Source organism: Kordia zhangzhouensis (assembly GCF_001005305.1).
Classification (GTDB): Bacteria; Bacteroidota; Bacteroidia; order Flavobacteriales; family Flavobacteriaceae; genus Kordia; species Kordia zhangzhouensis.
The window spans coordinates 42,337-67,022 of record NZ_LBMH01000008.1 but is presented as its reverse complement, the minus strand read 5'-3'; the positions used below and the strand labels follow the sequence as shown (position 1 = coordinate 67,022).

Below are 24,686 nucleotides of genomic sequence, written 5' to 3'. Positions count from 1 at the left end.
TTAAGCTTCTTCTTTTGTGTTACGGTAATAAATTTTGTCTTCCAACCATTCTTGTACAGCAATAGCATGTGGTTTAGGAAGTTTTTCATAAAATTTTGATACTTCTATCTGCTCTTTGTTTTCAAAGATCTCTTCCAAACTATCATTATGCGTAGCAAACTCGTCTAATTTTTCAATCAATTCTTTTTTGATTTCAGAGTTAATCTGCACCGCTCTTTTCGCTACTACAGAAATTGCTTCGTAAATATTGTTGGTCGGAGCATCAAATTGATTTCTTTCAATAGTCTTTGTGCTTATAGGAGCATCTAAGTTTTTAATATCAACCATATTATAGGGTTATTTTGAAAATTTTGCTAATTCTTCTGTGATTGAAGCCATGATTTTATCAGCTTCTTCTTTATACTTTGATTCTGGGTAAAACTTTACCAATGTTTTATAGGCAGATGCAGCTTCGTTAAAACGTTCTTCCATTAATGACTCAAAACTTTTGAGAGCCAAGTTATACATGGCATCCAGTTTTAAGTACATAGCATCTTCTCTAAATTTTGTTCCTGGATAATCTGAAAGGAAGTTTTCTACAGCTTTGATTGATGATTTATAGTCAGAAATTGTATTGTATTGTTTTGCAATTTCAAACGCCTTTTTCTCAATTTTTGTAGTCAACTCGTCTACCATTGCGTTGGCTTCATCTAAATGTTTAGAGTTAGGATAAATATTGATGAATGACTGCAACTTATCAATCGCTTTTATTGTTTCTCTTTGATCAACACTGTAACGAGGCGATTCCATGTAATAGCTTTTTGCTTCATAAAATGAAGCTGTTTGTATACTATCACTTTTTGGGTATGAACGTACAAAACGCTCAAATTGGTAGCCAGAAATAATGTATTGTTCTATCTCAAATAATGATTTTGCATATAAAAATGTCACACGCTCTCCTTGCGGTTTCCCTCTATATCTTGGCACTACTTGTTCAAACAAACGACTAGCCTTTTTGAACTTTCCCTCTTTATATAAACGTTCAGCCAGTTCATACTTTACTTTGGTATCTTCAGACTTCAGCGCTTTTTGGTACTCACTACAAGAAGCTAATGTTGCCACAATAGCGGCTAAAAATAAAAATTTCCTCATCTTTTTAAACATCTGGCAAAAATAGGTATTTATTATATATTATAAAAACATTTTTAATGTCGCTAAATTAACTTTAGAATTCTGTTTTTAGCACACTTTATTATAGATTTAACTTTTTAATGGCTGCTCTGTTAATTTTTGTTTGTTTGCTGAGAGAAAGCTTCCTGTTTCTTCAAGTTGGAGTTGCTCATAGTTTTCGAAGTTTCAGAAGACGTAAACTTTTCTGTATGGCTTATTTTTTTGTGATCTAATACAGTATAGCCATCTTCGTCATAATAAAACGCTTTTTCAAAAGCCACATCTATAAGTAGTTCTTTAAAAGTATACGAATGCAAGCGATACACTTCTTCATTAAACGCCTCATCATAATATGTTACCATAATCAGGAATTCTCCATTGAGTTGTTTCAATTCCTCTTCTGAAAATTTTTCTAAAGGAGAGTCTTTATCAATTTCATGTACTATAGTCCATGTAGTTGGCAAATACGTAATATGATTTCTTTCTAAGTTTATTTGGTAAAAATTACGCTTATATCCTTGTTCTTTATCTAGTTCTGTGATTGCAAGAGTAACTGTTACTCGCGGATTAATCATCACATCCGTTTTGCTATTCATCAATCGGAACATTAAAGCTTTGCCTTCTTTAAAATCACGATAAATAATATGTTCACTAAACTCAATAGACGCTTTCGGTTTTGAAAAGCGACCATATAACAATCCTGTCACGAACGAAAAACTTAACAATCCAAATAAAGCTTCAAAGCTAGATACTATACCGGCTGCTATATTTGTTGGCGCCATTGCTCCATATCCTAAAGTTGTAATGGTTTGAGAGGAAAAGAAAAAGGCATTGACAAAATCCCTCAAAAATGATTGTGGCGTTACTGAAATGTATTGTACACCAATAAGCATATATACACTAGCAAAAACCATATTCAATACAAAATAGGCTGAGAAAACAAGCAAAAAAAAGTGTGTCCAACTAATATCGACCAAGTATGCATACAAGGCAGCAATTCCTGTCTTGCCATGTAAATGCTTGATATTAAACGAACCATCTTTATTTACAATTCGTTTTGCCGATGTAGTGGTGGACTCTCCTAGCCCTGGATCTTTTACCTTTCGAGCCATGTAACTTTATGAATTCAATCTCTCAGTAAAGTTACGTAACTTTTCTTTTAATGTTACAGAAGCTTCTACAAGAGGCAATCGAACAGTTGCCGTAGCTAAATTTAAAAGCTCGAAAACGGCTTTAATTCCTGCTGGGTTTCCTTCTTCAAAAATATAATCAATTGAAGGCATAAGCTTGTAATGAAGCGCAGTAGCTTCTACCGTATTTCCTGCCAAAGCGAGACGAACCATTTCAGAAAATTCTTTTGGATATCCTTGTCCAATAACAGAAATCACACCAGATCCTCCTGTTAAAATCATAGGCAAGGTAATCATATCATCTCCTGAAATCACTAGAAAGTCTTTTGGTGCATTTTTAATGAGTCGCATTGCCTGTACCATATCACCTGCTGCTTCTTTAACACCTATAATGTTATCAAATTCATTGGCTAATCGCAATACTGTTTCAGGCAACATATTACTAGCTGTTCTTCCTGGTACGTTATATAAAATAATGGGTTTGGAACTAGCTGTTGCCACTGCTTTAAAGTGTTGATAAATTCCTTCTTGTGTAGGTTTATTATAAAATGGGGACACCGATAATAGTGCATCAACATGTTCTAGATTTGTTGTTGTAAGTTCATTTACAACAGCAGCCGTATTGTTTCCTCCTATTCCTAATACAATAGGCAATCGCTTATGATTTGTTTCTACAACAGTATCAATAACCAATTGCTTTTCTTGTTGAGTAAGTACAGCACTTTCTGCCGTTGTTCCTAGCACCACCAAATAGTCTATTCCTCCTTCAATCACATGAGTAACAATATTTTTTAATGCTTCTGTATCTACAGATGTATCTTTTTTAAAAGGGGTAACTAAGGCTACTCCAGTTCCTACGAATTTCTTCATTATGATAGTTTATTAAGTATGTGTAAATATGTCTGTAATTCTTTTATAAATACCTGAACATCCTTTGTTTTGGTTTGGATAATCATATCATGTATGGCTTGATTAGTTCCTGCAATCCCAATTTTAAAATTAGAGACTTGCAAGCCTGAAGCTAATGCTAAAGGCAAAGTATCATTTTCATAATAACTAATCAAAAGATCAAATGGAGTATTTAAAAATGCTTGCAATTCGGACGAACTGGTTTTTCCTTTCCATCCAAAATCTTTTTCATAAAATACGGGATATGAAATTGTTCGTGTTTTTTTAAAATCTTTGTGATAACACATTTCAGTTACTTCAGCAATTGTACGTAGCCCTGAAATAAGTGTTTCTTTTTTTTCAATTTGGTCAGCATCAAAAATAACTCCTATACGTTTTACAGGCGTTTTACTAATTTCTTTTTCAGTAACCGTAGCTAGTTTTTTATAGAGCGCTTTTTTTGCGGATTTGTATTGAAGCGTTTTGATGAACATGATAAAAATTAATTGTACGCAAAAATACTCTTTTTCAATCAAAAAAGAGATGTATGAAAAAGACATACATCTCTTAAAAAATAAAATATTCAACCAACCTTTTCACTCACAAACGTTAGTTTTCTGCAAGTTAAGAGAGCTTTTCCTGAAATGAAAAATTATTTCGTAAGCGTTGAATTTTAACAACGAACGTTGATTTTGAAGCTCTATTCACAAAAAAAGTACGTGTTTTTATAATTTTTTAGTGTTCTTGACAAACGTAGTATCTCTGATTTTTCATAATTTGCCGCATATTTTGAATTTATGAGAAAAATTATTGCTCTTTTTGCTATTTTACTTGTTTTTTCTTGCTCTCAGGAAAAACAAAGTGTTACTCGAATTGAAGGAAAACGTATCAATATCAATGATTCTATTGCTGCTGATCAAAACATAGAAGCTTTCATTAAACCGTTTCGTGAGCGCATTGAAGAAGATATGAACAAAGTGCTTAGCTATGCTCCTAAAGATATGCACAAAAATGACGGTGAACTAGAAAGTACAATTGGAAACTTAATGGCTGATTTAATCAAATCACAGAGCGAGCCAATTTATAAAAAGCGAACTGGAAAAAGTATTGATATTTGTTTGTTAAATCATGGAGGTATTCGTGCTCCAATTCCAAAAGGACCTATCAAAACACAAACCGCTTTCAATGTAATGCCTTTTGAAAATTCGATTGTAGTTGTTGAATTAACGACTGAAAATGTTCGCAATCTGATTGATTACTTAGCAAGTGCTAAACGAGCACATCCAATTTCGGGGCTAACTTTAAAAGTAGATCAGGATTTTACTGTAAAAGAAGCGCTTATAAATGGCAAACCCATTGAAGAAGGTAAAACTTATACCGTTGTAACTTCTGATTATTTACAAAATGGAGGTGATCGAATGAATTTCTTTAAAGATCCTGTTTCATTAGAAATACTTGACTACAAAATTAGAAATGCAATGATTGACTATTTTAAAGGTGTAGATACGATTCCTGCTGTACTTGACAACCGATTTATACAACAATAACCTAATTACAATGAAAAGAAGAGATTTTATACAACAATCACTAGCCGCAAGTACTTTTGTAACATTAGGTGGTTTGTCATTACAAAGTTTTACTGCTAGTTCGGCAAAAAAACATATTACAATCTTACATACTAACGACGTACACAGTCATATTGATCCTTTTGACGCAAGTCATCCAAGAAATCCAAACCAAGGTGGTGCCGCGCGAAGAGCTACATTGATTGAAAGTATTCGCAAAGAAAACCCTAATACATTGGTATTGGATGCGGGAGATATTTTTCAAGGCACCCCATATTTTAATTATTATGGTGGTGAGTTGGAGTTTAAGCTTATGAGCATGATGAAATACGATCTTGCCACTATTGGAAATCATGACTTTGATAACGGTGTCGACGGATTGGCGGCGCAATTACCACATGCAAATTTTGAGTTTGTTTCTGCCAACTATGACTTTACTAATACTTCTATGGAAGGACATGTAAAACCATACAAAATCTTTGTAAAGGACGGAATTAAAATTGGTGTTTTTGGACTTGGGATAAAATTAGATGGTTTAGTAGATAAACGAATGTATAAAGAAACTGTTTATAATGACCCAATGGAATCTGCTCAAGATATGAGTCGTATTTTAAAGGAAGAAGAAAAATGTGATCTTGTTATTTGCTTATCGCACTTAGGATATCATTATTCTAAGCATCCTGAACGCATTTCAGATTTAATTATTGCTAAAGAAACGCAAAACATTGATTTAATAATTGGCGGACACACACATACATTTTTACCTAAACCAACTATCGAAAAAAATAGTAAAGGAGAATCTGTTTTGGTAAATCAAGTAGGAGCCTATGGAATCTACCTTGGAAGAATTGACTTTTATTTTGATGATGAGAAAAATGTAATCGCTAATGGAAAATCCATTATTGTGTAAGCCTTTATAGAAATCTCTTTTAATTTTTTGAATATTTTCTTAAAAAATTAGACTTCTTGTCTCGCTTCTAGGGAGTCTTTTATGATGATATATTGCCACATTTTGTAATGTGAATATACAAAAAGCATGTTGGCTATGACTGCATATAATGGTTTAGACTCTACAAAGAGATAAATACCAAACATTATACCCATTAACGCTGTTGCTACTCCAGAGAGAAACAATTTGAAGGTTATTTTGTTTTTTCTACTAAAGTAAGCAAGTGTAGACATGAATGAAAAATAACCAATCGTAAAACTATAAAATATCACTTCTTTGAAAATGATATCGCTAATTTGGTCTACAAAAAAGACAAAAGGCAGCATATATACAATAAGAAAGGGAATCGTGAATATTAAAATTCTTCTCGTAGAAATATAATGTGATTGATTTAACACTATAGCTCCGTAAATTCCCATCGCAATAACACTACTAGTAAGTCCATTAGCCAAACTTCCTTCTACAAAAAAGAAATAATCAGCAATCATAAAACATGCTAAAGCGGCTAAATACAACAAGTTTTTGAGTTCGGTATATAAAAAATAGCAAATGGTAATTGAAGGTATAGCAAGAACAATAGCATATTTCCTGTCAAACATTTCAGGGAAAAATAGCCAAAGAATGTCCATACAGACAATACCAATTAAGAGTACCTTTAATAGTGCAGTAACCTTTTTCATTAACACTGCAAAGTAACTTATTTCCATGAAAAATTCCTATACTTTTTTTAGGAGTTCAAAAGTTACTAACAATTGGCAAATCACATAGTATTCAACTACTTGTCAAAATAATAAATAGCTTTATACTTCTTCCATAGTCATATGTTTATACATAGCAAAATGCATGAGTAAAAAAGTTGTAATAACTCCTGCTTGTAATAACGCTACATATCCAAAAAACATATTATACCCATGTATAATGGTAGATATGACAAATAAAATTCCTGAGTATAACAACCATAAGTTGGATCGGTTTGGCTGATTGATATATACCAATGTTCCCAACAAGAAGAAAAATCCAACACAAAATACATACAACATAATGTGATTAAAAATTTCTCCTTGAACAGCATGAGAATAGAGCATTAATGGTACTAAATACACTATTAAGAAAGGAATTGTAGCATAAAATATACTCTTGGTAGATATAATTGAAACATACCGTAAGGTAATAATGATATACAAAAAAACACCCATCGCATAACATATCAATCCCAGTTTAAAATACGCCTCGATATTGAAAAAAACAACTCCCAAAAATGTACTTAACAACGCTAAACTGTAATATACATTAAGCTTTTCTACAGAAACCATATATAACAAAAACAATACAGGAATAGGAAAAAAAGTAGTATAGCGTCGTTGAATCACTTCTGGAAAAAAAACACCAAGCACATCCAAAAGCATAATGAAGAAGTAAATGTATGTTACGATTGTCTGTTTATTCATTCTAAAAGCGCTTTAGATGTTCCTTTAATTTACAAAATAATTCGCAAAAAATTATTGTTTACATACACTGTAAGCTATATTTTTTTTACCCGACTATCTAGTCAACTAAAAACCAATAAGATGAAAAAATACATTCCTTTTATAATTCGATTGACTATAGCCATTATTTTAATTCAAACGCTACGTTTTAAGCTTACAGGAGCTCAGGACAGTGTTTATATTTTTGAAAAAGTTGGCTTAGAGCCTTACGGCAGAATAGGAATTGGAATTGCTGAACTAATTGCGGGTATCCTTATTCTTATACCAAAAACGGCTTGGCTAGGCGCATTAATGACTTTAGGCATTATTGGAGGCGCAATTATGATGCATTTAACCATTTTAGGTATTGAAGTACCTTTTAGAGGAGCTCTTGATGGTGGTACATTATTCATAACGGCGGTAGTTGTATTCATACTGAGTGCTATAACACTTTGGTTACAACGAAAACACATTCCTGTAATTGGAACTAAGCTATAGTTAGTAAAGTATAACTGGTAGTAACTAAAAATGCTTTAATTACTACATTTCATCCAATTCATTGAACTCAAAAATCGAATAACTTTCTAATTCCTTAGGTAACATAAATTTTAAAACAAACCATTGGAAGCAAAAACTACAAATTATCACAATTACTGTAAATATTGTTTCGTACATATACAATTCGTTCAATCCAACAAGGATATTCATAAACCCTAAATTCATTGCTGCAATTAGCATCCAAAGATTTTGAGAGGATTTATCTCTCAAGTAATAATATACTGCTGTAATCACATAACTTAGCATAAAAAACATCAGTATACCAAAATAAATCGCTACATGTTTAATTTCTGAGGAAATGATTTGGATTACTTTATAGTAAATATATAATACTGGCAAAGTAAAAATAAGAAGATATGCGTATGTTTTTATGGAAGCTTTTTTTCCAGTATTACGTAAGTACATCAACCGTAAGTAAAAAATGTAAAAAACCGAAAACACTACAGATACTGCACGCAAATGATGTCGCATCCCAAGAATAAGCAATACACAACCTACCAAAAAAAGCAATTGCGACAATACATACAACATACTTGTAGCTTGTTGTTTCTCCGTAAGATATATAAGCAGTATTGCAATAACTGTAAAAGGATGTGCGTAAATTAAATATATCTTTTCACACAACACACTAACAATTACGGTAACTATTGAGGCTACTACAAAAGCTATATGTGTCGGTTTAGTTAAATTCATTGAATCATATTGAGAAACTCGTCTTCAGTCAGTATAGGTATATTTAGTTTATCTGCTTTTTCTCGTTTACTCGGTCCCATCTTATCACCTGCTACTACATACGAAGTTTTTGATGATATCGATGAAGAAACTTTGCCTCCATTATTTTCAATCATTTTTTTCAGTTCATTTCTAGATACTTTTTCAAATACTCCAGATACAACAAATGATTTCCCTTGCAACGTGTCTGTTAAACCTTCTAATTGTTCAGCAGAAAACTCCAATTGAACACCATATGACCTTAACCGTTCAATAATTTGCAAATTACTATCTTCTGCAAGAAACTGTGCAACACTTTCGGCGATTTTCACTCCTATTTCGTCGACCGCAACTAAATCATCCGACGAAGCGTTCATTAAGGCATCAATAGATTTGTAATGTTTTGCTAATTTTTTAGCAACGGTTTCTCCTACATATCGAATTCCTAATGCGTACAAAACTCGCTCAAAGGGAATTTGTTTAGACGCTTCAATTCCGTTGATTAAGTTATCAGCACTTTTTTCTGCCATGCGTTCTAACGGAATAACCTGTTCTTGAGTCAATTCGTAAAGATCTGCATAATTAGTTATAAGACCTTCTTGTACTAATAACGCTACCGTTTCTCCTCCCAATCCTTCTATATCCATTGCTTTACGGGAAATGTAGTGTTGAATTCTACCTACTATTTGCGGTGTGCATCCGTACGTGTTTGGGCAATAATGCTGTGCTTCGCCTTCTTTTCGCTCTAAAGGCGTATTGCATTCAGGACAATGAGTAGCATATACTGTTTCCGTTGAATCTTGGGGACGCAAGTCAAAATTTACACCTACAATTTTCGGAATAATTTCTCCGCCTTTTTCAACAAAAACAGTATCGCGTTCGCGGATATCTAATTTTGCAATTTGATCAGCATTATGTAAAGAGGCGCGTTTTACAGTAGTTCCTGCCAATAATACAGGTTGTAGATTGGCTACAGGCGTAATAGCGCCAGTACGTCCTACTTGATAGGTAATTTCATTTAAAATGGTTACGGCTTGCTCTGCCTTAAACTTGTATGCCATTGCCCAACGTGGAGCTTTGGATGTATATCCGAGCTCTTCTTGGTACTGTAAACTATTCACTTTGATAACCACACCATCAATTTCGTAAGCAAGTTCGTGGCGATGTTGTTCCCAATGATTTACAAAATCTAGAATTTCATCAACACTTTTGGCAACTTTGGCAACGGTTGGAACTTTAAATCCCCATTCACGTGCTTTTTCCAAACTTTCAAATTGTGTTGTAATAGGTAATTTTTCTCCTTTTAAACTATACAGCAAACACTCTAACGGGCGTTTGGCAACCTCACTACTGTCTTGTAATTTTAAGCTACCTGAAGCAGTATTTCTCGGATTCATATAAGGTTCTTCTCCATTGGCAACACGTTCTTCGTTCATTTTTTTAAATCCGTCTAACGGAAGAATAATTTCTCCTCGAATGTCAAACTTATCAGGGTATTCGCCTTTTAGTTGTAATGGAACCGATTTGATTGTTTTTACATTATTTGTAACCTCATCTCCTTGAAATCCATCGCCACGTGTTACAGCGCGTTTCAAAACACCATTTTCATAAGTCAAACTCATCGACGCACCATCATACTTCAATTCGCATGTATACTCAATCGTATCAACTCCCAAAATTTTATGAATACGCTTTTCCCAATCGAGCAAATCTTCTTTGGAATATGAATTGTCTAGTGAATACATTCGATATTCATGCACAATTGTATCAAAGTTTTTGGTAATTTCTCCTCCAACACGTAATGTAGGCGAATTCGGGTCGTAAAATTCAGGATGGGTTGCTTCCAGTTCTTGCAATTCCTTGAGTTTCATGTCAAACTCATAGTCAGAAATAGTAGCGTTGTCTAATACATAATAATTATAGTTGTGTTCGCGTAATTCATCGCGTAAAGCGTTCAATTTTTCTTGAATATTGCTCATGAAGTTTTAGTGTTATCTAGGTATCCTAACAAAGATAACAAACTATAATTTTGCTGCAATGATATTAGTATAGATTATCCAGTTACAATAGGAGTTTTCCGTTTTATAAATCCATAAAATAAAATATATCCATAACATGCTAAGATTAAGATAAAAGCAAGTTTGAATCCGAAGTTATCTGTTAACAATCCATATAAAGGAGGAATCACTGCACCACCAACAATCATGGTACATAATACTCCTGAAGCCTGAGGTTTCAAATCGTCCAAACCGCCTAGTGCTAAAGTAAAAATTGTTGGGAACATAATTGAATTGAATAGTCCAACAGCCAAAATACTCCACATTGAAATAAATCCTGTAGTATTCATAGAAATAAGCACCATCAACAAAGCGCCCACCGCAAAACCAATTAGCACTTTAGCAGGATCTATAATTTTTGTTAAGTATGCTCCAATAAATCGTCCAATCATTGCGCCAGACCAATAAAAAGTGACAAATGCTCCAACAATCGCCTTTGAGTCTAAGGTAGAAAGATCTGCTCCTACAATCCATTCAGAAATACTTTTCATGGTAGGACTGTTTACAATGGCTTCAGACAGATTCATATCTCTAAAATAATCGGTCAAATAACTTCCTATAGCTACTTCAGCTCCTACATATACAAATATTCCTAAAGCTCCCATGATTAATGAGGGTTTTTGTAAAATGCTCGCATATCCACCTTTCGGAGCTTTGTGCAGTAATTTAGGCAATTGTACAAATACAAAAATCCCTGCCAGCAATAAGGTAAATGCTCCAATAGCAACAAAAGGTAATTGTACATTGGATGCTTCTGCAGCAAAATATACTTCTTTTTCAGCATCGGCTAGTGTAGAGATTTCTTCGCTGGTTTTAATCTTATCACTTAAAATAAACATAGCTCCAATAGCTGGAGCAATAGCTGTTCCTAACGAATTAAATGCTTGCGATAAATTCAATCGACTAGAAGCACCTTCCTCCGAACCTAACGCGGCTACATACGGATTGGCAGCCACTTGTAGTATAGTCATACCACTTGCCAAGATGAATACAGCTAATAAAAAAACAATATATAACCGAGAGGAAGCCGCAGGATAAAATAGTAAACATCCTGTACCCATTATAACCAACCCAAGAATAATTCCTTTTTTGTAACCAATCTTAGAGAGAATAAGTCCCGCAGGAATTGACAATACTAAGTAAGCCCCAAAAAATGCAAATTGAATCAACCCCGACTGAAAGTGTGTAAGTTCAAATACCTCTTTTAGACGTGGAATAAGAGGATCGACCAATACTGTAATGAATCCCCAAAGGAAAAATAAGGTAGTAATGAATATAAAAGCACTTTTGTAGGATTTATTGGTTGCCATATGATATGTGTTTGGTTATTAACTAGTTGTTATTTATTGTAAAAATCTGATTTGTAGTTTTTGTTTTCGTTGTTTTTGTATACAGTATAATTGAACCATTCATGAATGCAATACGCTCCTGTTTCTCCTTTTTTGTTCACAGCAATGTAGCCAACTTGAAAGTCTTTATAGTTAGGACTTTTCTTAACGACGCGTTTTACGGCTTCTTCACAAGCTTCTTGCGGTGATTTCCCTTGTCGCATCAATTCGACAATCAAAAAACTGCCAACTGTTTTTAATACTTCTTCACCCATTCCCGTAGCTGTAGCGCCACCAACTTCATTATCTACAAATAATCCTGAACCAATAATTGCAGAATCTCCCACACGACCTTGCATTTTATATGCCAATCCACTCGTAGTACACGCACCAGAAATATCTCCATTTTTATCAATCGCTAACATCCCAATTGTATCGTGGTTTTCAATATTGATAATCGGTTTGTATTCTGACTTTATTTTCCATTCTTCCCATGCTTTTTTAGAACTTTCTGTCAACAAGTCTTCTGGTGTAAAACCACTTTCTATTGCAAATTGTTTCGCACCATTTCCTGCCAATAGTACATGTGGTGTATTTTCCATTACTTTTCGTGCTACTGCAATAGGATGTTTGATATTTTCTATACAGACAACTGCTCCGTAATTACCATCTTTGTTCATAATACATGCGTCCAACGTTACATTTCCATCTCTATCAGGCAAACCTCCTTTTCCTACAGATTGATTTTTTTCGTCAGCTTCCTCAACCATAACACCTTGTTCAACCGCATCTAACGCAGATTTTCCTTCTTGTAACACTTCCCATGCTTTGGTAGTAGCATTAGGTACATTCCACGTAGCGATTACCATAGGAGTGCTCGGCTCCATATTAGAGTTGGAAGTTGCCGACTTATTTTTTTTCTCTTGCTCTTGTGTATCTGTACAAGCAGCAAAAGCAGTTCCTACCGTAAGTCCCAAACCTGTTAAAGCAGCACTTTGAATAAATTTTCTTCGTTTCATGTTTGTCTGTTTAAAATACTGCTTTTCAAACTTTTCAAAGTAAATGAATAAAATGAAAAACAGTCAATCGTATTTTTACTTCTTTTGATACTTTTTCGTTTTTAGCAAGGAGTTTGAACTAATTTTTTGGTGCTGGTTGATTAGTCATTTCAAAAATAATTTCGCCTCCATTCATCAATTCCTCATGTAAAATATAGTCTCTATCAATTTCTTTTCCATTGATTGTCAGTTTAGAAACATATACATTTTTTTCACTTTGATTGATTGCCTTAATAGTCAACTGTTTTCCGTTTTCTAAATGCAGCGTCGCTTCTTTTACGAGCGGACTTCCCAATGCATATTGATTTGCTCCAGGTGTTACAGGGTAAAATCCTAAACTACTGAATATGTACCATGCGCTCATCTGTCCGGCATCATCATTTCCACACAATCCATCTACTCCAGGGCCATACATTGTACGCATAATCATACGTACACGTTCTTGAGTTTTCTCTGGTTTTCCTGTCCAATTGTATAAATACGGAATGTGATGCCCAGGTTCGTTACCATGTACATAATTCCCTATAATGCCATCTCTAGTAATATCTTCATGCTTCGCGATGTATTTATCGTCCAGTTCCATCGTAAATAATGAATCAAGATGCTGGCTAAATTGCTCTTTTCCTCCCATCATTGAAATCATTTTATCCAAGTCGTGCGGAACATACAAACCATAATTCCATGCATTTCCTTCTATAAAACCTTGTCCGTGCGTATCTAACGGATCAAAATCTTTTCTAAAAGTCCCATCCGCTAGTTTTGGACTCATATAACCAATTTTAGAATTGTATACATTTTCATAATACATGGCACGTTCCATAAACTCGTTTGTCACAGCTTCATTTCTTGCTGCTTTGGCAATTTGTGCAATACACCAATCATCATACGACAGTTCTAACGTTTTTGAAACAGACGAATGACTTTTGTCATCAGGAACATATTTATATTTAATATAATCGCCTAAACCGTCAAAATAAGGAACATTAGCCGTATTTACAGAAGCGGTTAAAGCATGCTCAATATCAAAATCTCCTACATTTTTAACGCTTGCATCTGCAATTACCGACGCCGCATGGTATCCAATCATACACCAGTTTTCGTTGGCGTAATGACTCCAAATAGGCAACATATTATGTACACTTTCATCATGATGCGCCAACATCGATTTAATCATATCATTATTGCGCTCTTGTTGAATTACATTGAATAATGGGTGCAATGCTCTGTACGTATCCCAAAGAGAAAAAATAGTATAGTTTGTAAATCCTTCTGAGGCATGAATATTTTGATCTAACCCTCTATATTTGCCATCTACATCTTCATACAAAATCGGACTCAACATGGTATGATATAAAGCAGTGTAAAATGTCTCCGTGTCCGCATCTGTTAGCAGCGTTGCATCAATTTTAGACAATTCTACATTCCACTTTTTTTTGGTTTCCTCTTTCGTTTTTTTAAAATCCCAATGTGGTATTTCAGTCGTTAAGTTTTTCATAGCTCCTTCTGTACTAACAGCCGATAATGCAAACTTTACGCTGATTTCTTCATTTTCTTGTGTATCAAAGTTAAAATAGGCTCGAATGTTCTCGCCCGCCATTTCTGGAAAGTTTTTTTCTTCTTCAAATCGACGATAAAAACCATTATAGCGTACCGAATCATACTTTTTATGCCCGTAACTTGTAAATGGTTTTGAGAATGTCATCGCAAAAAACACCTTCTTTGTTCGCGCCCAACCACGTGTTTGCCGATATCCTGTAATTAACGTATCATTTTCTACACGGACAAACGTCCATACGTTCTTATCATCATGATGATACACATTATATACAAGATCTAACAAAATATGCGCCTCCTTTGTTTTTGGGAAGGTATACTTATGAAATCCAACACGCTCACTCGCTGTAAGTTCTGCTTTGATATTGTAATCGTCTAACACAACTTTATAATACCCTGGGCTAGCTTCTTCGCTTTTGTGTGAAAATGTGCTATAAAATCCTTTATCTCCTTCCTTAGTTTTTAGCGGATCTAATACGAGTGTTCCCGTAGTGGGCATTACCAAAAAATCTCCTAAATCGGAATGTCCTGTACCGCTAAAATTTGTATGTGCAAATCCTATGATTGTACTGTCTTTATATTGATAACCCGCGCAGTATTCGTATGTTTTAGAGTTGTAACTACCATCTTTTTTAAACATAACTTCCATGTTGGTTTGCGGACTCAGTTGCACCATTCCAAAAGGTGCTGTCGCTCCTGGAAAGGTATGTCCCATTTTGCTCGTTCCGATGAATGGATTTACAAATTGTGTAAAATCCTTCGTAGTTTGAGCAACTGCTTCTTTTTGGGTTTCAATTATTGTTTGATCATTTTTACAGGCATATAAGCTTATAAAAACAATCAGAATCGCACTTGGTATAACGCTTTTTCTTTTCATCTATAGTTTAGATTTCTATTTTTTGAAGTTTTCCTCTCATAAGACAGATTCCTTCTAATTTTAAACATATAAAATAGGGCTGAGTATTAATAAAGCTTACTTTACTTCTATCTCATCCACAAACAACCACGAACGTCCATTATGCTTATATCCCAAATGCCATTCAGGCAATACGCCAAGTTTCTTAGCAACTATTTTTACATAACGTGCGCTATACCCTTTCATGTCAAACTGTACATTTTTAATATGCGAACCTTCTTTGGGTTGCACCACATGAAACGTTTGGGTTGGTAACGATTTATAGAATCGGTTTGGGTTGTCACTTACGTAGCACTCAACTGCTGTTGGCAAAAAGATCCAACTCTTTTGGTCTTCCAAGAAGTTTACTTGAATTGTGTTAATCGGTTTTACCTTACCCAAATCTACCACTGCAATTACATCGGTATCAAAATATCCTTGCCATGTACCTGTACGAAAATCTTCCGTTCCTAAAATTCCATCAATCAACGCATTTTGACCGCCTGCATTGTATTGGTTTGCGTATTCTGTTTGCAAATCAATCTTCACATTCGGATCAATCTTAAAAAATTCTGTAATCATCGTGGTACTTTGTTTGCCATTCTTCTCAGCAAATACATGTAATTTTAAAGGCTCACTGATTGTAAACGGTTGCGTATATTCTATTGTTTCACTACCTAGAGAATAGAAAATTTTTGCCTCCTTGTCAACCGAACCTAGGGTAACTTGAGTTTCTCCTTTAAAGGCAATATCGCCTTTTGCAATAAATGGAGGCGGTACGATTTTGTGTTCTGTAATTTCCGTTACGGGAATGTGTTCATCCTTGGTTCCCCAATCGGTTGGTGTATTGGTCATTTCAAATACTAAACTTCCTCCATTCATGATTGCTTCATGAGTTATATAGCTTTTTGGATGATTTTCACCGTTTAATTTGGCTGATTTGATGTATTTATTTTCTGAAGAAACATTCTCTGCTACAATGGTAAACGTATTTCCATTTTCTAAATGGATTGTTGCTTTGCCAAATAACGGCGTTCCAATAATATATTCATTACTTGCTGGTGTAACCGAGTAAAATCCTAAACTACTCAACACATACCATGCGCTCATTTGCCCACAATCTTCATTCCCCGAAACTCCGTCAGGTTCGTTTTTATATAATGTTGTCAAAATTTCATGCACATATTCCTGTGTTTTCGAAGGCTTATTGATGAAATTGTACAAATACGCCATGTGATGACTCGGTTCGTTTCCGTGCGCATATTGTCCAATTAATCCAGTAATATCCGCTTGGTTACGTCCTGAAGTTTCCTGTTTTGCTGTAAATAGCTTGTCCAATTGTGCTTCTAACTGGTCTTTTCCGCCAAGCAATTCGATAAATCCAGACACATCTTGTGGCACGTAAAAACTATATTGCCAAGAATTAGCTTCTGTATAGTTAAAGTTTACTTCATACGGATCAAACGGAGCAAACCATGTATTGCGAAAACGCCCACGCATGAATTGTGTTTCAGGATCAAATACATTCTTATAAAATTGCGCTCGTTTGGTAAACTGTTCATAATCGTCGGTTTTTCCGAGCGCTTTTGCCATTTGCGCAATTGTCCAATCATCATAGGCATATTCTAAGGTTTTAGACACAGACTCTGATTCTTTTTCTACAGGAATGTACCCTAATTTTTTATAGTAATTCAACCCGAGTTTGTCACGTGTAGCACTGTGTTTCATCGCTTCAAAAGCTTTTTCTATATCATAGTCTCGGATGCCTTTTAAATAGGCATCTGCAATGACAGGAACCGCATGATAACCAATCATACAACCTGTATAATTTGCCGACAAATCCCAGATTGGCATAATACCACCAGATTCATACTTTTTAATGAATGTTTTGATAAAATCGTTTGTGCGTTCTTGTTCAATAATAGTATATAACGGATGCGCTGCTCGATAGGTATCCCACAAAGAGAAAACTGTGTAATGTGTGTGCTCAACAGATTCATGGATCTTTAAATCCATATCTCGATAACGCCCATCTACGTCTTGGTACAAGTTTGGAGCAATCATGGTGTGATATAAAGCTGTGTAAAAATTCGTTTTATAATCTTCATCCTCACTTTCAATAACAATCTTTCCTAGTTGTTGTTCCCATGTATCTTGCACGATCTTCTTCACTTCTTCAAACGACTTCGCTCCTATTTCTTGTTCTAAGTTTTTCTTAGCTCCTGCTACATCTACCGCCGAAATTCCAATCTTTACGTATACAGGCTCGTTGTTCGGGTTCTCAATTTCCAATCCTGCAATGGTTTTTGCTTCATTCTGCGTAAGCATTGTATCTTTCAACGGATGTGACAATTTTATATAGTAAAACAATTGCTGATTTGTTGCCCATGCTTTGGAGTGGCGATGTCCCAAAATTTCTGTAGCAGATTCAACTTTGATTTCCCCTGAAAGTAGTTCGTCTCGATGCTCCAAATCAAGCATAATTACCTGATTGTCTGCGGAAGGAAATGTGTATTTATGTATACCGCTTCGTTCTGAGACCGTTAGCTCTACTTGAATATTTGTACTATCTAACAACACTTTATAAAAACCTGCTTCGGCTACTTCATTATCATGCGAAAAATGTGCACGGTAGCCTTTTTTTCCATCAGCACCATTGTGAAAATTTACTTCAGTTGTCGGCATCAATAAAATATCTCCATAATCGGAAACACCTGTTCCACTTAAATGTGTGTGTGAAAAACCGTATATATACTCGTCTGAATAATGATAGCCCGAACAGCCATCCCATCCATCCAAGCGCGTATCAGGACTCAGTTGCATCATGCCAAAAGGCATCGTAGCGCCTGGATACGTATGTCCATGTCCTCCCGTTCCAATGAAAGGATTTACATAATTAATGAGTGCAGTATCTTTTTGAGCAATGTGTACTTTTTCATCATTCTTACAGCTAAAAAATAGAAAAATGACAATAAAATAGAGGTTGTGTTGAAGTTTCATTAAATAGATTGCTAAATTTATGGCAACTAATATACTAAAATGAGTCGCAATATTTTTTTTAAAGTCGCAATTTTCCTTTGTTTAATTTCTTGTTCAAAACCGCAATCACCAGTGAAGCCACATATCATTCCTATTCCGAGTCAATTAGACATTCATGAAGGTGTTTTTGTATTGCATAAAAATGTGTCATTGTATGCAGATGCAGACTTAATCGCTGTGGCAGAATTCTTCAATGACTATCTAAAAGAAAAACTAGGATATACGTTGCTACTTCAAAACAAACAAGACGTACAAACCATCCAATTTATACAGGACGATGCTATTGAAAATGATGAAGGTTACCAGTTAATTGTTTCCGCAAAAAAGATACAAATCAAAGCCAAAACAGCACAAGGCGCGTTCTACGGAATGCAAACCTTCCGACAATTGCTACCTGCTGTTGTAGAAAGTGACGAACTACAGATACAAAATATACAAATTACCGATGCGCCGCGTTTTGGATATCGTGGAATGCATTTGGACGTATCAAGGCACTTCTTTTCAGTCGATTTCATCAAAAAATACATTGATTTATTGTCACAACTTAAAATGAATACATTTCATTGGCATTTGACAGACGATCAAGGTTGGCGTATTGAAATAAAACGCTATCCAAAATTACAAAAAGTCGCTGCGTATCGTAATGAAACACTCATCGGACACTACAACGACATACCTCAACAATTTGATGGCAAAAAATATGGTGGTTACTATACACAAGAGGAAGTCAAAGATATTGTCAACTATGCTTCGGAACGATTCATTACCGTACTTCCTGAAATTGAAATGCCAGGACATGCGCAAGCGGCGATTGCTGCGTATCCAGAACTCGGTTGTACAGGAGAAGTTATTAATGTGGCCACCAAATGGGGCGTTTTTGAAGATATTTATTGTCCGAAAGAAACAACTTTTACCTTCCTTGAAAATGTATTGGATGAAGTAATGCCATTATTTCCTTCCAAATATATTCATATTGGTGGTGATGAAGCTCCTAAAACACGTTGGAAAGCCTGTGAGCATTGTCAAAAGTTAATCGAAAAAGAAAACTTACACGACGAACACGAGTTGCAAAGTTATTTCATCACCCGAATGGAAAAATACATAAATAGTAAAGGCAAACAGATTATTGGTTGGGACGAAATTCTCGAAGGCGGATTGGCTCCAAATGCTACCGTTATGTCTTGGCGTGGTACTAATGGCGCTGTTGAAGCGGCAAAATCGGGACACAACGTAATCCTAACACCAACTTCACATTGTTACTTTGATTATTACCAATCGGACAACGAAAGCGAACCGTTGGCAATTGGCGGCTACTTACCGTTGGAAAAAGTATATAGCTTTGAACCAATTCCTGCTGAACTATCCAAAGAAGAAGCCAAATACGTGTTAGGTGCGCAAGGAAATCTATGGACAGAATATATCTCCTCATCTGAAAAAGCAGCGTATATGGCATTCCCTAGAGCCATTGCCATGTCAGAAGTTACGTGGTCGAATCCAAGAAAACGTGATTACCAAGACTTTGCCTATCGCTTATCACATTTTCATAAACAGCTGGACGCACAACACGTAAACTATGCCAATCATTTGTATGAAATTGAAGGCAACGTGACGACACGAGACAAACAATTGGTGTTTGATTTACAAACTGTGATTCGTGATAAGACCATTCGCTATACGACTGATGGTACATCTCCCACAGGAAATTCCAAAATTTATGATAACTATCTCCCAATTGAAGGTTCTATCATACTCAACGCAGCCGTATTTGATGACACGCAAAAACTTGGTCGCGATTTTACTTTGGTATACAACGATCACAAAGCGGTTGGTGCTAAAATTAGTTTAGCACCACAACCACATACATCCTATCCAGGTAGCGGCAAAGAAGGGCTCATCAACGGCGTTTCGGGAAATGAAACACGGTATGGCGATAAAGAATGGCTGGGCTTTTGGGGTAAAGATGTGACTATTACGATAGAATTTGACGAACCTACAAAAATCAACACCATTTCCACACGTTTTTACAATGCCAACGGACAATGGATTTATGCGCCAACAGAAATTGGTATCAGTTTTATCAATGATGAAGACGGTAGAACGCTCAATCAAATCAGTCCAATTCAACAAAAAGACGAAACACTGATTCCGCATACCTTTCAACTCAACGGCGTCATGACTAAAAAGATTGAAATTTTTATTCCAAACTACGGTAGCATTCCAGAAGGCAAACAAGGCGCAGGAAATAAAGCATGGACATTTGTGGATGAGATAGTCGTTAAATAGATATTTGAAAATATTTTTTCTGAGTATTGAAAGTTTAATTTCTTAAAAAATAAGAGAAATTCTTCATTCAATTACCTTAATTAATGAATTTAAACTAGTAGATTTTGATACCTCGATATAGTACTAAGTTCTAGTACATACAATATCTCATCATATCGTATTTCATACAATGTGAGTAAGGATAAAAAACGGAATAAAGATTGGCGATAAAGCTAATATTGCTAAAAGAAATCACTCAGTTATTGCTCCTAATAAAGTTTTAAGTGACTTACTAGCTAACAATTTTTACAAAATCTCTTAAAAATAAAATCTCTAAAATAGACTTCAAAATATTAAATATCAACCAATTACAACTCAACATGTTTTTAGAAGTTAAATTTAATTAATAGAAAATTTCAAATTTAATTTTAAAAGTTAGGATTCCTTACTATATTTGCATTGCAATAATGCATAAAACTTTTAAAACTATTTAAAAATGAGTAAATCAATTTTTTATCACGCTGGTTGTCCAGTATGTGTAAGTGCAGAACAAGAAATCATAGCCTTAATCGGAACCAAAAATGTTGAAATTGTACATCTTGGAGAAGACCGTACCAGAATAGCTGAAGCAGAAAAAGCTGGTGTCAATTCTGTCCCTGCTTTAGTAACACCAAATGGAAATGCACTACATATCAATTTTGGAGCATCTTTAGAAGATGTAAAAGGTTAAATTTTTTATTAAATAAAGTTAGGATTCCTAATTTAAAAATAAACTCATGACTTTTAAAATCAAAAAAATGAAATCAATTATCTTTTTCTTAACAACAATTATTATTCTGGGAACAACTGAGTCCTATACACAAGAAAGTTCACACAAAATCGATGACTTTACAATAAAACAAGTCCGAGTCACAACTAAAAAGGATTTAGGTATCACTATTTGGGAAATTGACGTTAATGGAACGGCAGGAAATACAACACCAACAAAAATAGGACAATTGGATGGTGCACCCGTATTGGGATATGTATTTCCTACTACCTTACAACCAACTGATGTGGGGTTTGGACAAACCAACGGCATAGTAGCCCTTGCATTGACCTCACATCCTGATTTTGATGACACTCCGCTTTGGGATGAGAACAACGACCAAATTTTTAACAACGATGGACTTGTTTGGCATCCGCATTGGGTCATATTAATCAAAGATGAAAGAGTTCCTGGAGGGCTATCAGTTAAGCAGTTTAAAAAAGCTGACAAAACTGTGGTATTACCACCAACTAATCCTAATATGCCAATGTATATGGATTCTCCAGGTTATCCTGTTACTACAAGACAAAACACAATCAATGTAGTAGTACCAAATTATAGGATGAATAATCAATCAAATTTCCAATATGATGGCGTTACTGCATTCATGAAAGTAAACACAAGTAATGAAAACTTGCCTATGCTTGGTGTATATGAAATATATAGTATAGCTAGTGGAAACTTATCACTACCATATACCGTAAAAAAAGAATAATATGAAAGTAGCTGTTTGGGACACGTATGTTCAGAGAGAAGATGGTAAAATAATGCATTTTGATATTCTAGTACCAAGTGAAACAACCAATCAATACACTGTATTTGAATTTGGCAAACACTATGTAAAGTCAAAACCGTTTCGCTCCAATCAATTATCCACAAAAGAATGCAAATTCTGTCATATTGAACAAGCAACAGAAGAGGTAATCGCATCTATCAAAAAGGTAGGTTTTCACATAATTGAAATGGAAAATTGCAATTAATTTAATTAGGATTACTAACTTAGTCCCGTTGATTAACGGGACTTTTTTTATGGATAACAGTATATTTAACCCCACACAACAAGAACAAGATATTTCTAGTAAAATAGTTGCTGGTTTAGAACGAATCTCAGAAGTATTCAAAGTGTTGTTATGGGAAAAAGCGAAATTAGTTGGATTGAGCCCAATCCAAATTCAAATATTGATTTTTATTGCTTTTCATAAACGTGAGCTTTGCAATGTAAGTCACCTAGCTAAAGAGTTCAATGTCACAAAACCTACTATTAGCGATGCAATTAGAGCTTTGAATAGAAAAGGAATGATTTCCAAAGACTTTTCATCTTCAGACAATAGGAGTTACACGTTACAATTGACAGAATCAGGCAAAAAAATGGTTACTCAAACTAACGATTTTGCAATGCCACTAAAAAAACAAATCGACAATTTCAATGAGAGCGAATTAACAGGTCTGCTAAATACACTTAGTAATTTAATTTACAAACTCAATTACAACGGAGTTTTAACTGTACAGCGTACTTGCTACGGTTGCAAATATTATCAAAAGAATAAGGAAACGAATTATTGTAACCTACTTCAAAAAATTTTAATGACAACCGAAATTCGATTGGATTGTCCAGAGTATGAAGAAAAAGCAAATGGGTAAGAATCGATAAGAGGAATAGTGGCTTTAAGAAATTTTATTTTTCCTATTTTGCAATCCTAAACATCCTAAAGAATTGTCAACACATGAAGAAAAAAATCATGCTAGTCTTAGGTCCTGCACTGTGTTTACTGTTTTTCTTAGCACCTTTTGAACTCATTAATCCTGCGGCGGACAAAGTAATTGGAGTAGCTTTATGGATGATTGTATGGTGGATTACCGAAACAGTGTCAATCTCTGTAACAGCTTTAATTCCGTTAACGTTCTTTCCGCTATTGGGCATCATGCCTATCAAAGAAGTGGCAGTAAATTATGGGCATCCGATCATCTTTCTATTTTTTGGAGGATTCGTCCTAGCACTCGCCTTAGAAAAAGTAAATCTGCACCGACGTGTGGCGTTGGGCATCATCAAACTCACAGGTACAAGTCCCAATAAAATCATTCTCGGATTTATGCTAGCAACTGCTTTTCTAAGCATGTGGATTAGTAATACCGCTACAACCGTTGTCATGCTGCCTATCGCCTATTCTGTGATTGAATTATTAATTGATGATGCGGACGGTTTTACTAAAAACGATCGAAATTTTGCACTCAGTATCATGTTAGGAATTGCCTATGCCGCCAATGTAGGTGGAATTTCAACATTAATCGGCACGCCTCCTAATATTGTATTGGCAGGATTTATGGAAAACGAATACAATTACAGCATTTCCTTTGTCAAATGGATGATGGTTGGAATTCCGTTTGCCATTATCATGCTGTTTTTTATCTATTATGTTTTAACAAAATTCCTATACCCAAACCATTTGGCTTCCTTTGAAGAATCAAAAACACTCATTGATCGTGAAATGGATAAACTGGGAAAAATTAACAAATCCGAAATCATTGTTATGCTTATATTCATCATAGCGATTGCGTTTTGGATTGGAAAAAATTACCTCAACAGTCTATTCCCAAACCTAAACCTTTCCGATACCACAATTAGTTTGGTGGCAGCATTTGCATGTTTTATAGCGACGCATCAAAATCGTCAAATTCTAGATTGGGAAGATACCAAACGACTTCCGTGGGGAATTTTACTCTTATTTGGTGGTGGACTCGCCCTAGCAAGCAGTCTGTCAGAAGTTGGTATCATTGACTTGATAGGAACTGCTGTGAGCAATCATACCACTTTAAGTATTCTTATCGTTTGCAGCATTCTCATCACTGTAATGCTATTTATGACAGAATTGATGAGCAACGTAGCGTTAATTGCCATTTTTGCGCCGATGGTAGCAGGTGTTGCCATAGGTTTAAACGTAGATTTATTACACATTCTCATTCCAGTAACCATGGCATCTAGTTGTGCCTTTATGTTGCCCATGTCTACACCGCCAAATGCCATTGTATTTGCAAGTGGTTATGTAAAAGTAGCGCAAATGGCACGTGCAGGTTTTGTTCTAAACCTTATCTCTATTGCGCTATTGATTCTGTTCTTTCAATTTGTGATTCCGTTGGTTTTTAGCTTTCCGAATTAGCAATAAAGAAAAACTATCTTCTTAGCTAATACTCTCAAAAACAGTTAGGCTGGATAGTATCATCTAATAATACGCTCCTAAAATATTTTATCCCGCTTTACGGGAAACCTCATT

22 protein-coding genes are annotated in these 24,686 nt (G+C 35.0%); 9 read left to right on the top strand and 13 right to left on the bottom strand.

Features of this window, described 5'->3' with window-relative positions:
* The 5 genes from AA088_RS12985 to AA088_RS17715 form a co-directional block, all read right to left on the bottom strand.
* Positions 1–327 (bottom strand): DNA-directed RNA polymerase subunit omega, encoded by a 327-nt coding sequence (locus AA088_RS12985; RefSeq protein ID WP_046745450.1) that lies wholly within the window; start codon positions 325–327, stop codon positions 1–3.
* A gap of 9 nt (positions 328–336) precedes the next feature.
* Positions 337–1,131 carry an outer membrane protein assembly factor BamD gene (locus AA088_RS12980; protein ID WP_046745449.1) on the bottom strand — a complete coding sequence of 265 codons (795 nt, stop codon included), beginning with the start codon at positions 1,129–1,131 and terminating at the stop codon, positions 337–339.
* A 131-nt stretch (positions 1,132–1,262) separates the two neighbouring features.
* Positions 1,263–2,261 carry an ion channel gene (locus AA088_RS12975; protein ID WP_082106743.1) on the bottom strand — a complete coding sequence of 333 codons (999 nt, stop codon included), beginning with the start codon at positions 2,259–2,261 and terminating at the stop codon, positions 1,263–1,265.
* Positions 2,262–2,267: 6 nt separating this feature from the next.
* Positions 2,268–3,149, bottom strand: a complete 882-nt coding sequence (gene dapA, locus AA088_RS12970; protein ID WP_046745448.1) for a 4-hydroxy-tetrahydrodipicolinate synthase — start codon at positions 3,147–3,149, stop codon at positions 2,268–2,270.
* Positions 3,149–3,661, bottom strand: a complete 513-nt coding sequence (locus tag AA088_RS17715) for a DUF6913 domain-containing protein (RefSeq protein WP_157547204.1) — start codon at positions 3,659–3,661, stop codon at positions 3,149–3,151. The genes dapA and AA088_RS17715 overlap by 1 nt, the downstream gene beginning before the upstream one ends.
* A gap of 303 nt (positions 3,662–3,964) precedes the next feature.
* Between AA088_RS17715 and AA088_RS12960 the strand changes: the two genes are divergently transcribed.
* Complete coding sequence (locus AA088_RS12960) at positions 3,965–4,714, top strand: 5'-nucleotidase C-terminal domain-containing protein (protein ID WP_046745447.1); 750 nt, start codon at positions 3,965–3,967, stop codon at positions 4,712–4,714.
* Between the two features lie 10 nt (positions 4,715–4,724).
* Positions 4,725–5,642, top strand: coding sequence for a bifunctional metallophosphatase/5'-nucleotidase (locus AA088_RS12955; RefSeq protein WP_046745532.1), 918 nt, complete (start codon positions 4,725–4,727; stop codon positions 5,640–5,642).
* Positions 5,643–5,689: 47 nt separating this feature from the next.
* Here AA088_RS12955 and AA088_RS12950 read toward each other — a convergent pair whose 3' ends face one another.
* A complete protein-coding gene (locus AA088_RS12950) occupies positions 5,690–6,388 on the bottom strand; it encodes a hypothetical protein (protein ID WP_157547202.1) in 699 nt (232 codons plus the stop codon).
* A gap of 93 nt (positions 6,389–6,481) precedes the next feature.
* Positions 6,482–7,129, bottom strand: coding sequence for a lysoplasmalogenase family protein (locus AA088_RS12945; protein ID WP_046745445.1), 648 nt, complete (start codon positions 7,127–7,129; stop codon positions 6,482–6,484).
* Positions 7,130–7,249: 120 nt separating this feature from the next.
* Between AA088_RS12945 and AA088_RS12940 the strand changes: the two genes are divergently transcribed.
* Complete coding sequence (locus AA088_RS12940; protein WP_046745444.1) at positions 7,250–7,645, top strand: DoxX family membrane protein; 396 nt, start codon at positions 7,250–7,252, stop codon at positions 7,643–7,645.
* A 42-nt stretch (positions 7,646–7,687) separates the two neighbouring features.
* On the opposite strand, the gene AA088_RS12935 is transcribed toward AA088_RS12940, so the two are convergent.
* The 6 genes from AA088_RS12935 to AA088_RS12910 form a co-directional block, all read right to left on the bottom strand.
* On the bottom strand, positions 7,688–8,398 hold the full coding sequence (locus AA088_RS12935) for a hypothetical protein (RefSeq protein ID WP_046745443.1): 711 nt from the start codon (positions 8,396–8,398) through the stop codon (positions 7,688–7,690).
* On the bottom strand, positions 8,395–10,395 hold the full coding sequence (gene ligA, locus AA088_RS12930) for an NAD-dependent DNA ligase LigA (protein ID WP_046745442.1): 2,001 nt from the start codon (positions 10,393–10,395) through the stop codon (positions 8,395–8,397). The genes AA088_RS12935 and ligA overlap by 4 nt, the downstream gene beginning before the upstream one ends.
* A gap of 74 nt (positions 10,396–10,469) precedes the next feature.
* Complete coding sequence (locus AA088_RS12925) at positions 10,470–11,783, bottom strand: sugar MFS transporter (RefSeq protein WP_046745441.1); 1,314 nt, start codon at positions 11,781–11,783, stop codon at positions 10,470–10,472.
* A gap of 29 nt (positions 11,784–11,812) precedes the next feature.
* Positions 11,813–12,820 carry an isoaspartyl peptidase/L-asparaginase family protein gene (locus tag AA088_RS12920; RefSeq protein ID WP_046745440.1) on the bottom strand — a complete coding sequence of 336 codons (1,008 nt, stop codon included), beginning with the start codon at positions 12,818–12,820 and terminating at the stop codon, positions 11,813–11,815.
* A gap of 118 nt (positions 12,821–12,938) precedes the next feature.
* A complete protein-coding gene (locus AA088_RS12915) occupies positions 12,939–15,290 on the bottom strand; it encodes a GH92 family glycosyl hydrolase (RefSeq protein WP_082106741.1) in 2,352 nt (783 codons plus the stop codon).
* Positions 15,291–15,386: 96 nt separating this feature from the next.
* Complete coding sequence (locus tag AA088_RS12910) at positions 15,387–18,308, bottom strand: GH92 family glycosyl hydrolase (protein WP_046745439.1); 2,922 nt, start codon at positions 18,306–18,308, stop codon at positions 15,387–15,389.
* 111 nt (positions 18,309–18,419) lie between these two features.
* Between AA088_RS12910 and AA088_RS12905 the strand changes: the two genes are divergently transcribed.
* The 6 genes from AA088_RS12905 to AA088_RS12880 all read left to right on the top strand — a co-directional run bounded on the left by AA088_RS12905 (position 18,420) and on the right by AA088_RS12880 (position 24,572).
* Positions 18,420–20,630, top strand: coding sequence for a beta-N-acetylhexosaminidase (locus AA088_RS12905; RefSeq protein ID WP_241483412.1), 2,211 nt, complete (start codon positions 18,420–18,422; stop codon positions 20,628–20,630).
* 475 nt (positions 20,631–21,105) lie between these two features.
* Positions 21,106–21,339 carry a hypothetical protein gene (locus AA088_RS12900; RefSeq protein WP_046745437.1) on the top strand — a complete coding sequence of 78 codons (234 nt, stop codon included), beginning with the start codon at positions 21,106–21,108 and terminating at the stop codon, positions 21,337–21,339.
* Positions 21,340–21,406: 67 nt separating this feature from the next.
* On the top strand, positions 21,407–22,132 hold the full coding sequence (locus tag AA088_RS12895) for a hypothetical protein (RefSeq protein WP_046745436.1): 726 nt from the start codon (positions 21,407–21,409) through the stop codon (positions 22,130–22,132).
* A gap of 1 nt (position 22,133) precedes the next feature.
* On the top strand, positions 22,134–22,397 hold the full coding sequence (locus AA088_RS12890; RefSeq protein WP_046745435.1) for a DUF2024 family protein: 264 nt from the start codon (positions 22,134–22,136) through the stop codon (positions 22,395–22,397).
* A gap of 49 nt (positions 22,398–22,446) precedes the next feature.
* The gene (locus AA088_RS12885) at positions 22,447–23,058 is read left to right on the top strand and encodes a MarR family winged helix-turn-helix transcriptional regulator (RefSeq protein ID WP_046745434.1); all 612 of its coding nucleotides are present in this window, start codon (positions 22,447–22,449) and stop codon (positions 23,056–23,058) included.
* 83 nt (positions 23,059–23,141) lie between these two features.
* On the top strand, positions 23,142–24,572 hold the full coding sequence (locus AA088_RS12880) for an SLC13 family permease (RefSeq protein WP_046745433.1): 1,431 nt from the start codon (positions 23,142–23,144) through the stop codon (positions 24,570–24,572).
* The last annotated feature ends 114 nt before the right edge of the window (positions 24,573–24,686 follow it).

Excerpts from the sequence above, each read along its gene's own strand:
- AA088_RS12925 (WP_046745441.1), bottom strand. The coding sequence starts at position 11,783 with ATGGCAACCAATAAATCCTACAAAAGTGCTTTTATATTCATTACTACC.
- AA088_RS12985 (WP_046745450.1), bottom strand. The coding sequence starts at position 327 with ATGGTTGATATTAAAAACTTAGATGCTCCTATAAGCACAAAGACTATT.
- AA088_RS12910 (WP_046745439.1), bottom strand. The coding sequence starts at position 18,308 with ATGAAACTTCAACACAACCTCTATTTTATTGTCATTTTTCTATTTTTT.
- dapA (WP_046745448.1), bottom strand. The coding sequence starts at position 3,149 with ATGAAGAAATTCGTAGGAACTGGAGTAGCCTTAGTTACCCCTTTTAAA.
- AA088_RS12920 (WP_046745440.1), bottom strand. The coding sequence starts at position 12,820 with ATGAAACGAAGAAAATTTATTCAAAGTGCTGCTTTAACAGGTTTGGGA.
- AA088_RS12975 (WP_082106743.1), bottom strand. The coding sequence starts at position 2,261 with ATGGCTCGAAAGGTAAAAGATCCAGGGCTAGGAGAGTCCACCACTACA.
- AA088_RS12950 (WP_157547202.1), bottom strand. The coding sequence starts at position 6,388 with ATGGAAATAAGTTACTTTGCAGTGTTAATGAAAAAGGTTACTGCACTA.
- AA088_RS12880 (WP_046745433.1), top strand. The coding sequence starts at position 23,142 with ATGAAGAAAAAAATCATGCTAGTCTTAGGTCCTGCACTGTGTTTACTG.
- ligA (WP_046745442.1), bottom strand. The coding sequence starts at position 10,395 with ATGAGCAATATTCAAGAAAAATTGAACGCTTTACGCGATGAATTACGC.
- AA088_RS17715 (WP_157547204.1), bottom strand. The coding sequence starts at position 3,661 with ATGTTCATCAAAACGCTTCAATACAAATCCGCAAAAAAAGCGCTCTAT.
- AA088_RS12955 (WP_046745532.1), top strand. The coding sequence starts at position 4,725 with ATGAAAAGAAGAGATTTTATACAACAATCACTAGCCGCAAGTACTTTT.
- AA088_RS12915 (WP_082106741.1), bottom strand. The coding sequence starts at position 15,290 with ATGAAAAGAAAAAGCGTTATACCAAGTGCGATTCTGATTGTTTTTATA.
- AA088_RS12885 (WP_046745434.1), top strand. The coding sequence starts at position 22,447 with ATGGATAACAGTATATTTAACCCCACACAACAAGAACAAGATATTTCT.
- AA088_RS12900 (WP_046745437.1), top strand. The coding sequence starts at position 21,106 with ATGAGTAAATCAATTTTTTATCACGCTGGTTGTCCAGTATGTGTAAGT.
- AA088_RS12945 (WP_046745445.1), bottom strand. The coding sequence starts at position 7,129 with ATGAATAAACAGACAATCGTAACATACATTTACTTCTTCATTATGCTT.
- AA088_RS12980 (WP_046745449.1), bottom strand. The coding sequence starts at position 1,131 with ATGAGGAAATTTTTATTTTTAGCCGCTATTGTGGCAACATTAGCTTCT.
- AA088_RS12890 (WP_046745435.1), top strand. The coding sequence starts at position 22,134 with ATGAAAGTAGCTGTTTGGGACACGTATGTTCAGAGAGAAGATGGTAAA.
- AA088_RS12940 (WP_046745444.1), top strand. The coding sequence starts at position 7,250 with ATGAAAAAATACATTCCTTTTATAATTCGATTGACTATAGCCATTATT.
- AA088_RS12935 (WP_046745443.1), bottom strand. The coding sequence starts at position 8,398 with ATGAATTTAACTAAACCGACACATATAGCTTTTGTAGTAGCCTCAATA.
- AA088_RS12960 (WP_046745447.1), top strand. The coding sequence starts at position 3,965 with ATGAGAAAAATTATTGCTCTTTTTGCTATTTTACTTGTTTTTTCTTGC.
- AA088_RS12895 (WP_046745436.1), top strand. The coding sequence starts at position 21,407 with ATGAAATCAATTATCTTTTTCTTAACAACAATTATTATTCTGGGAACA.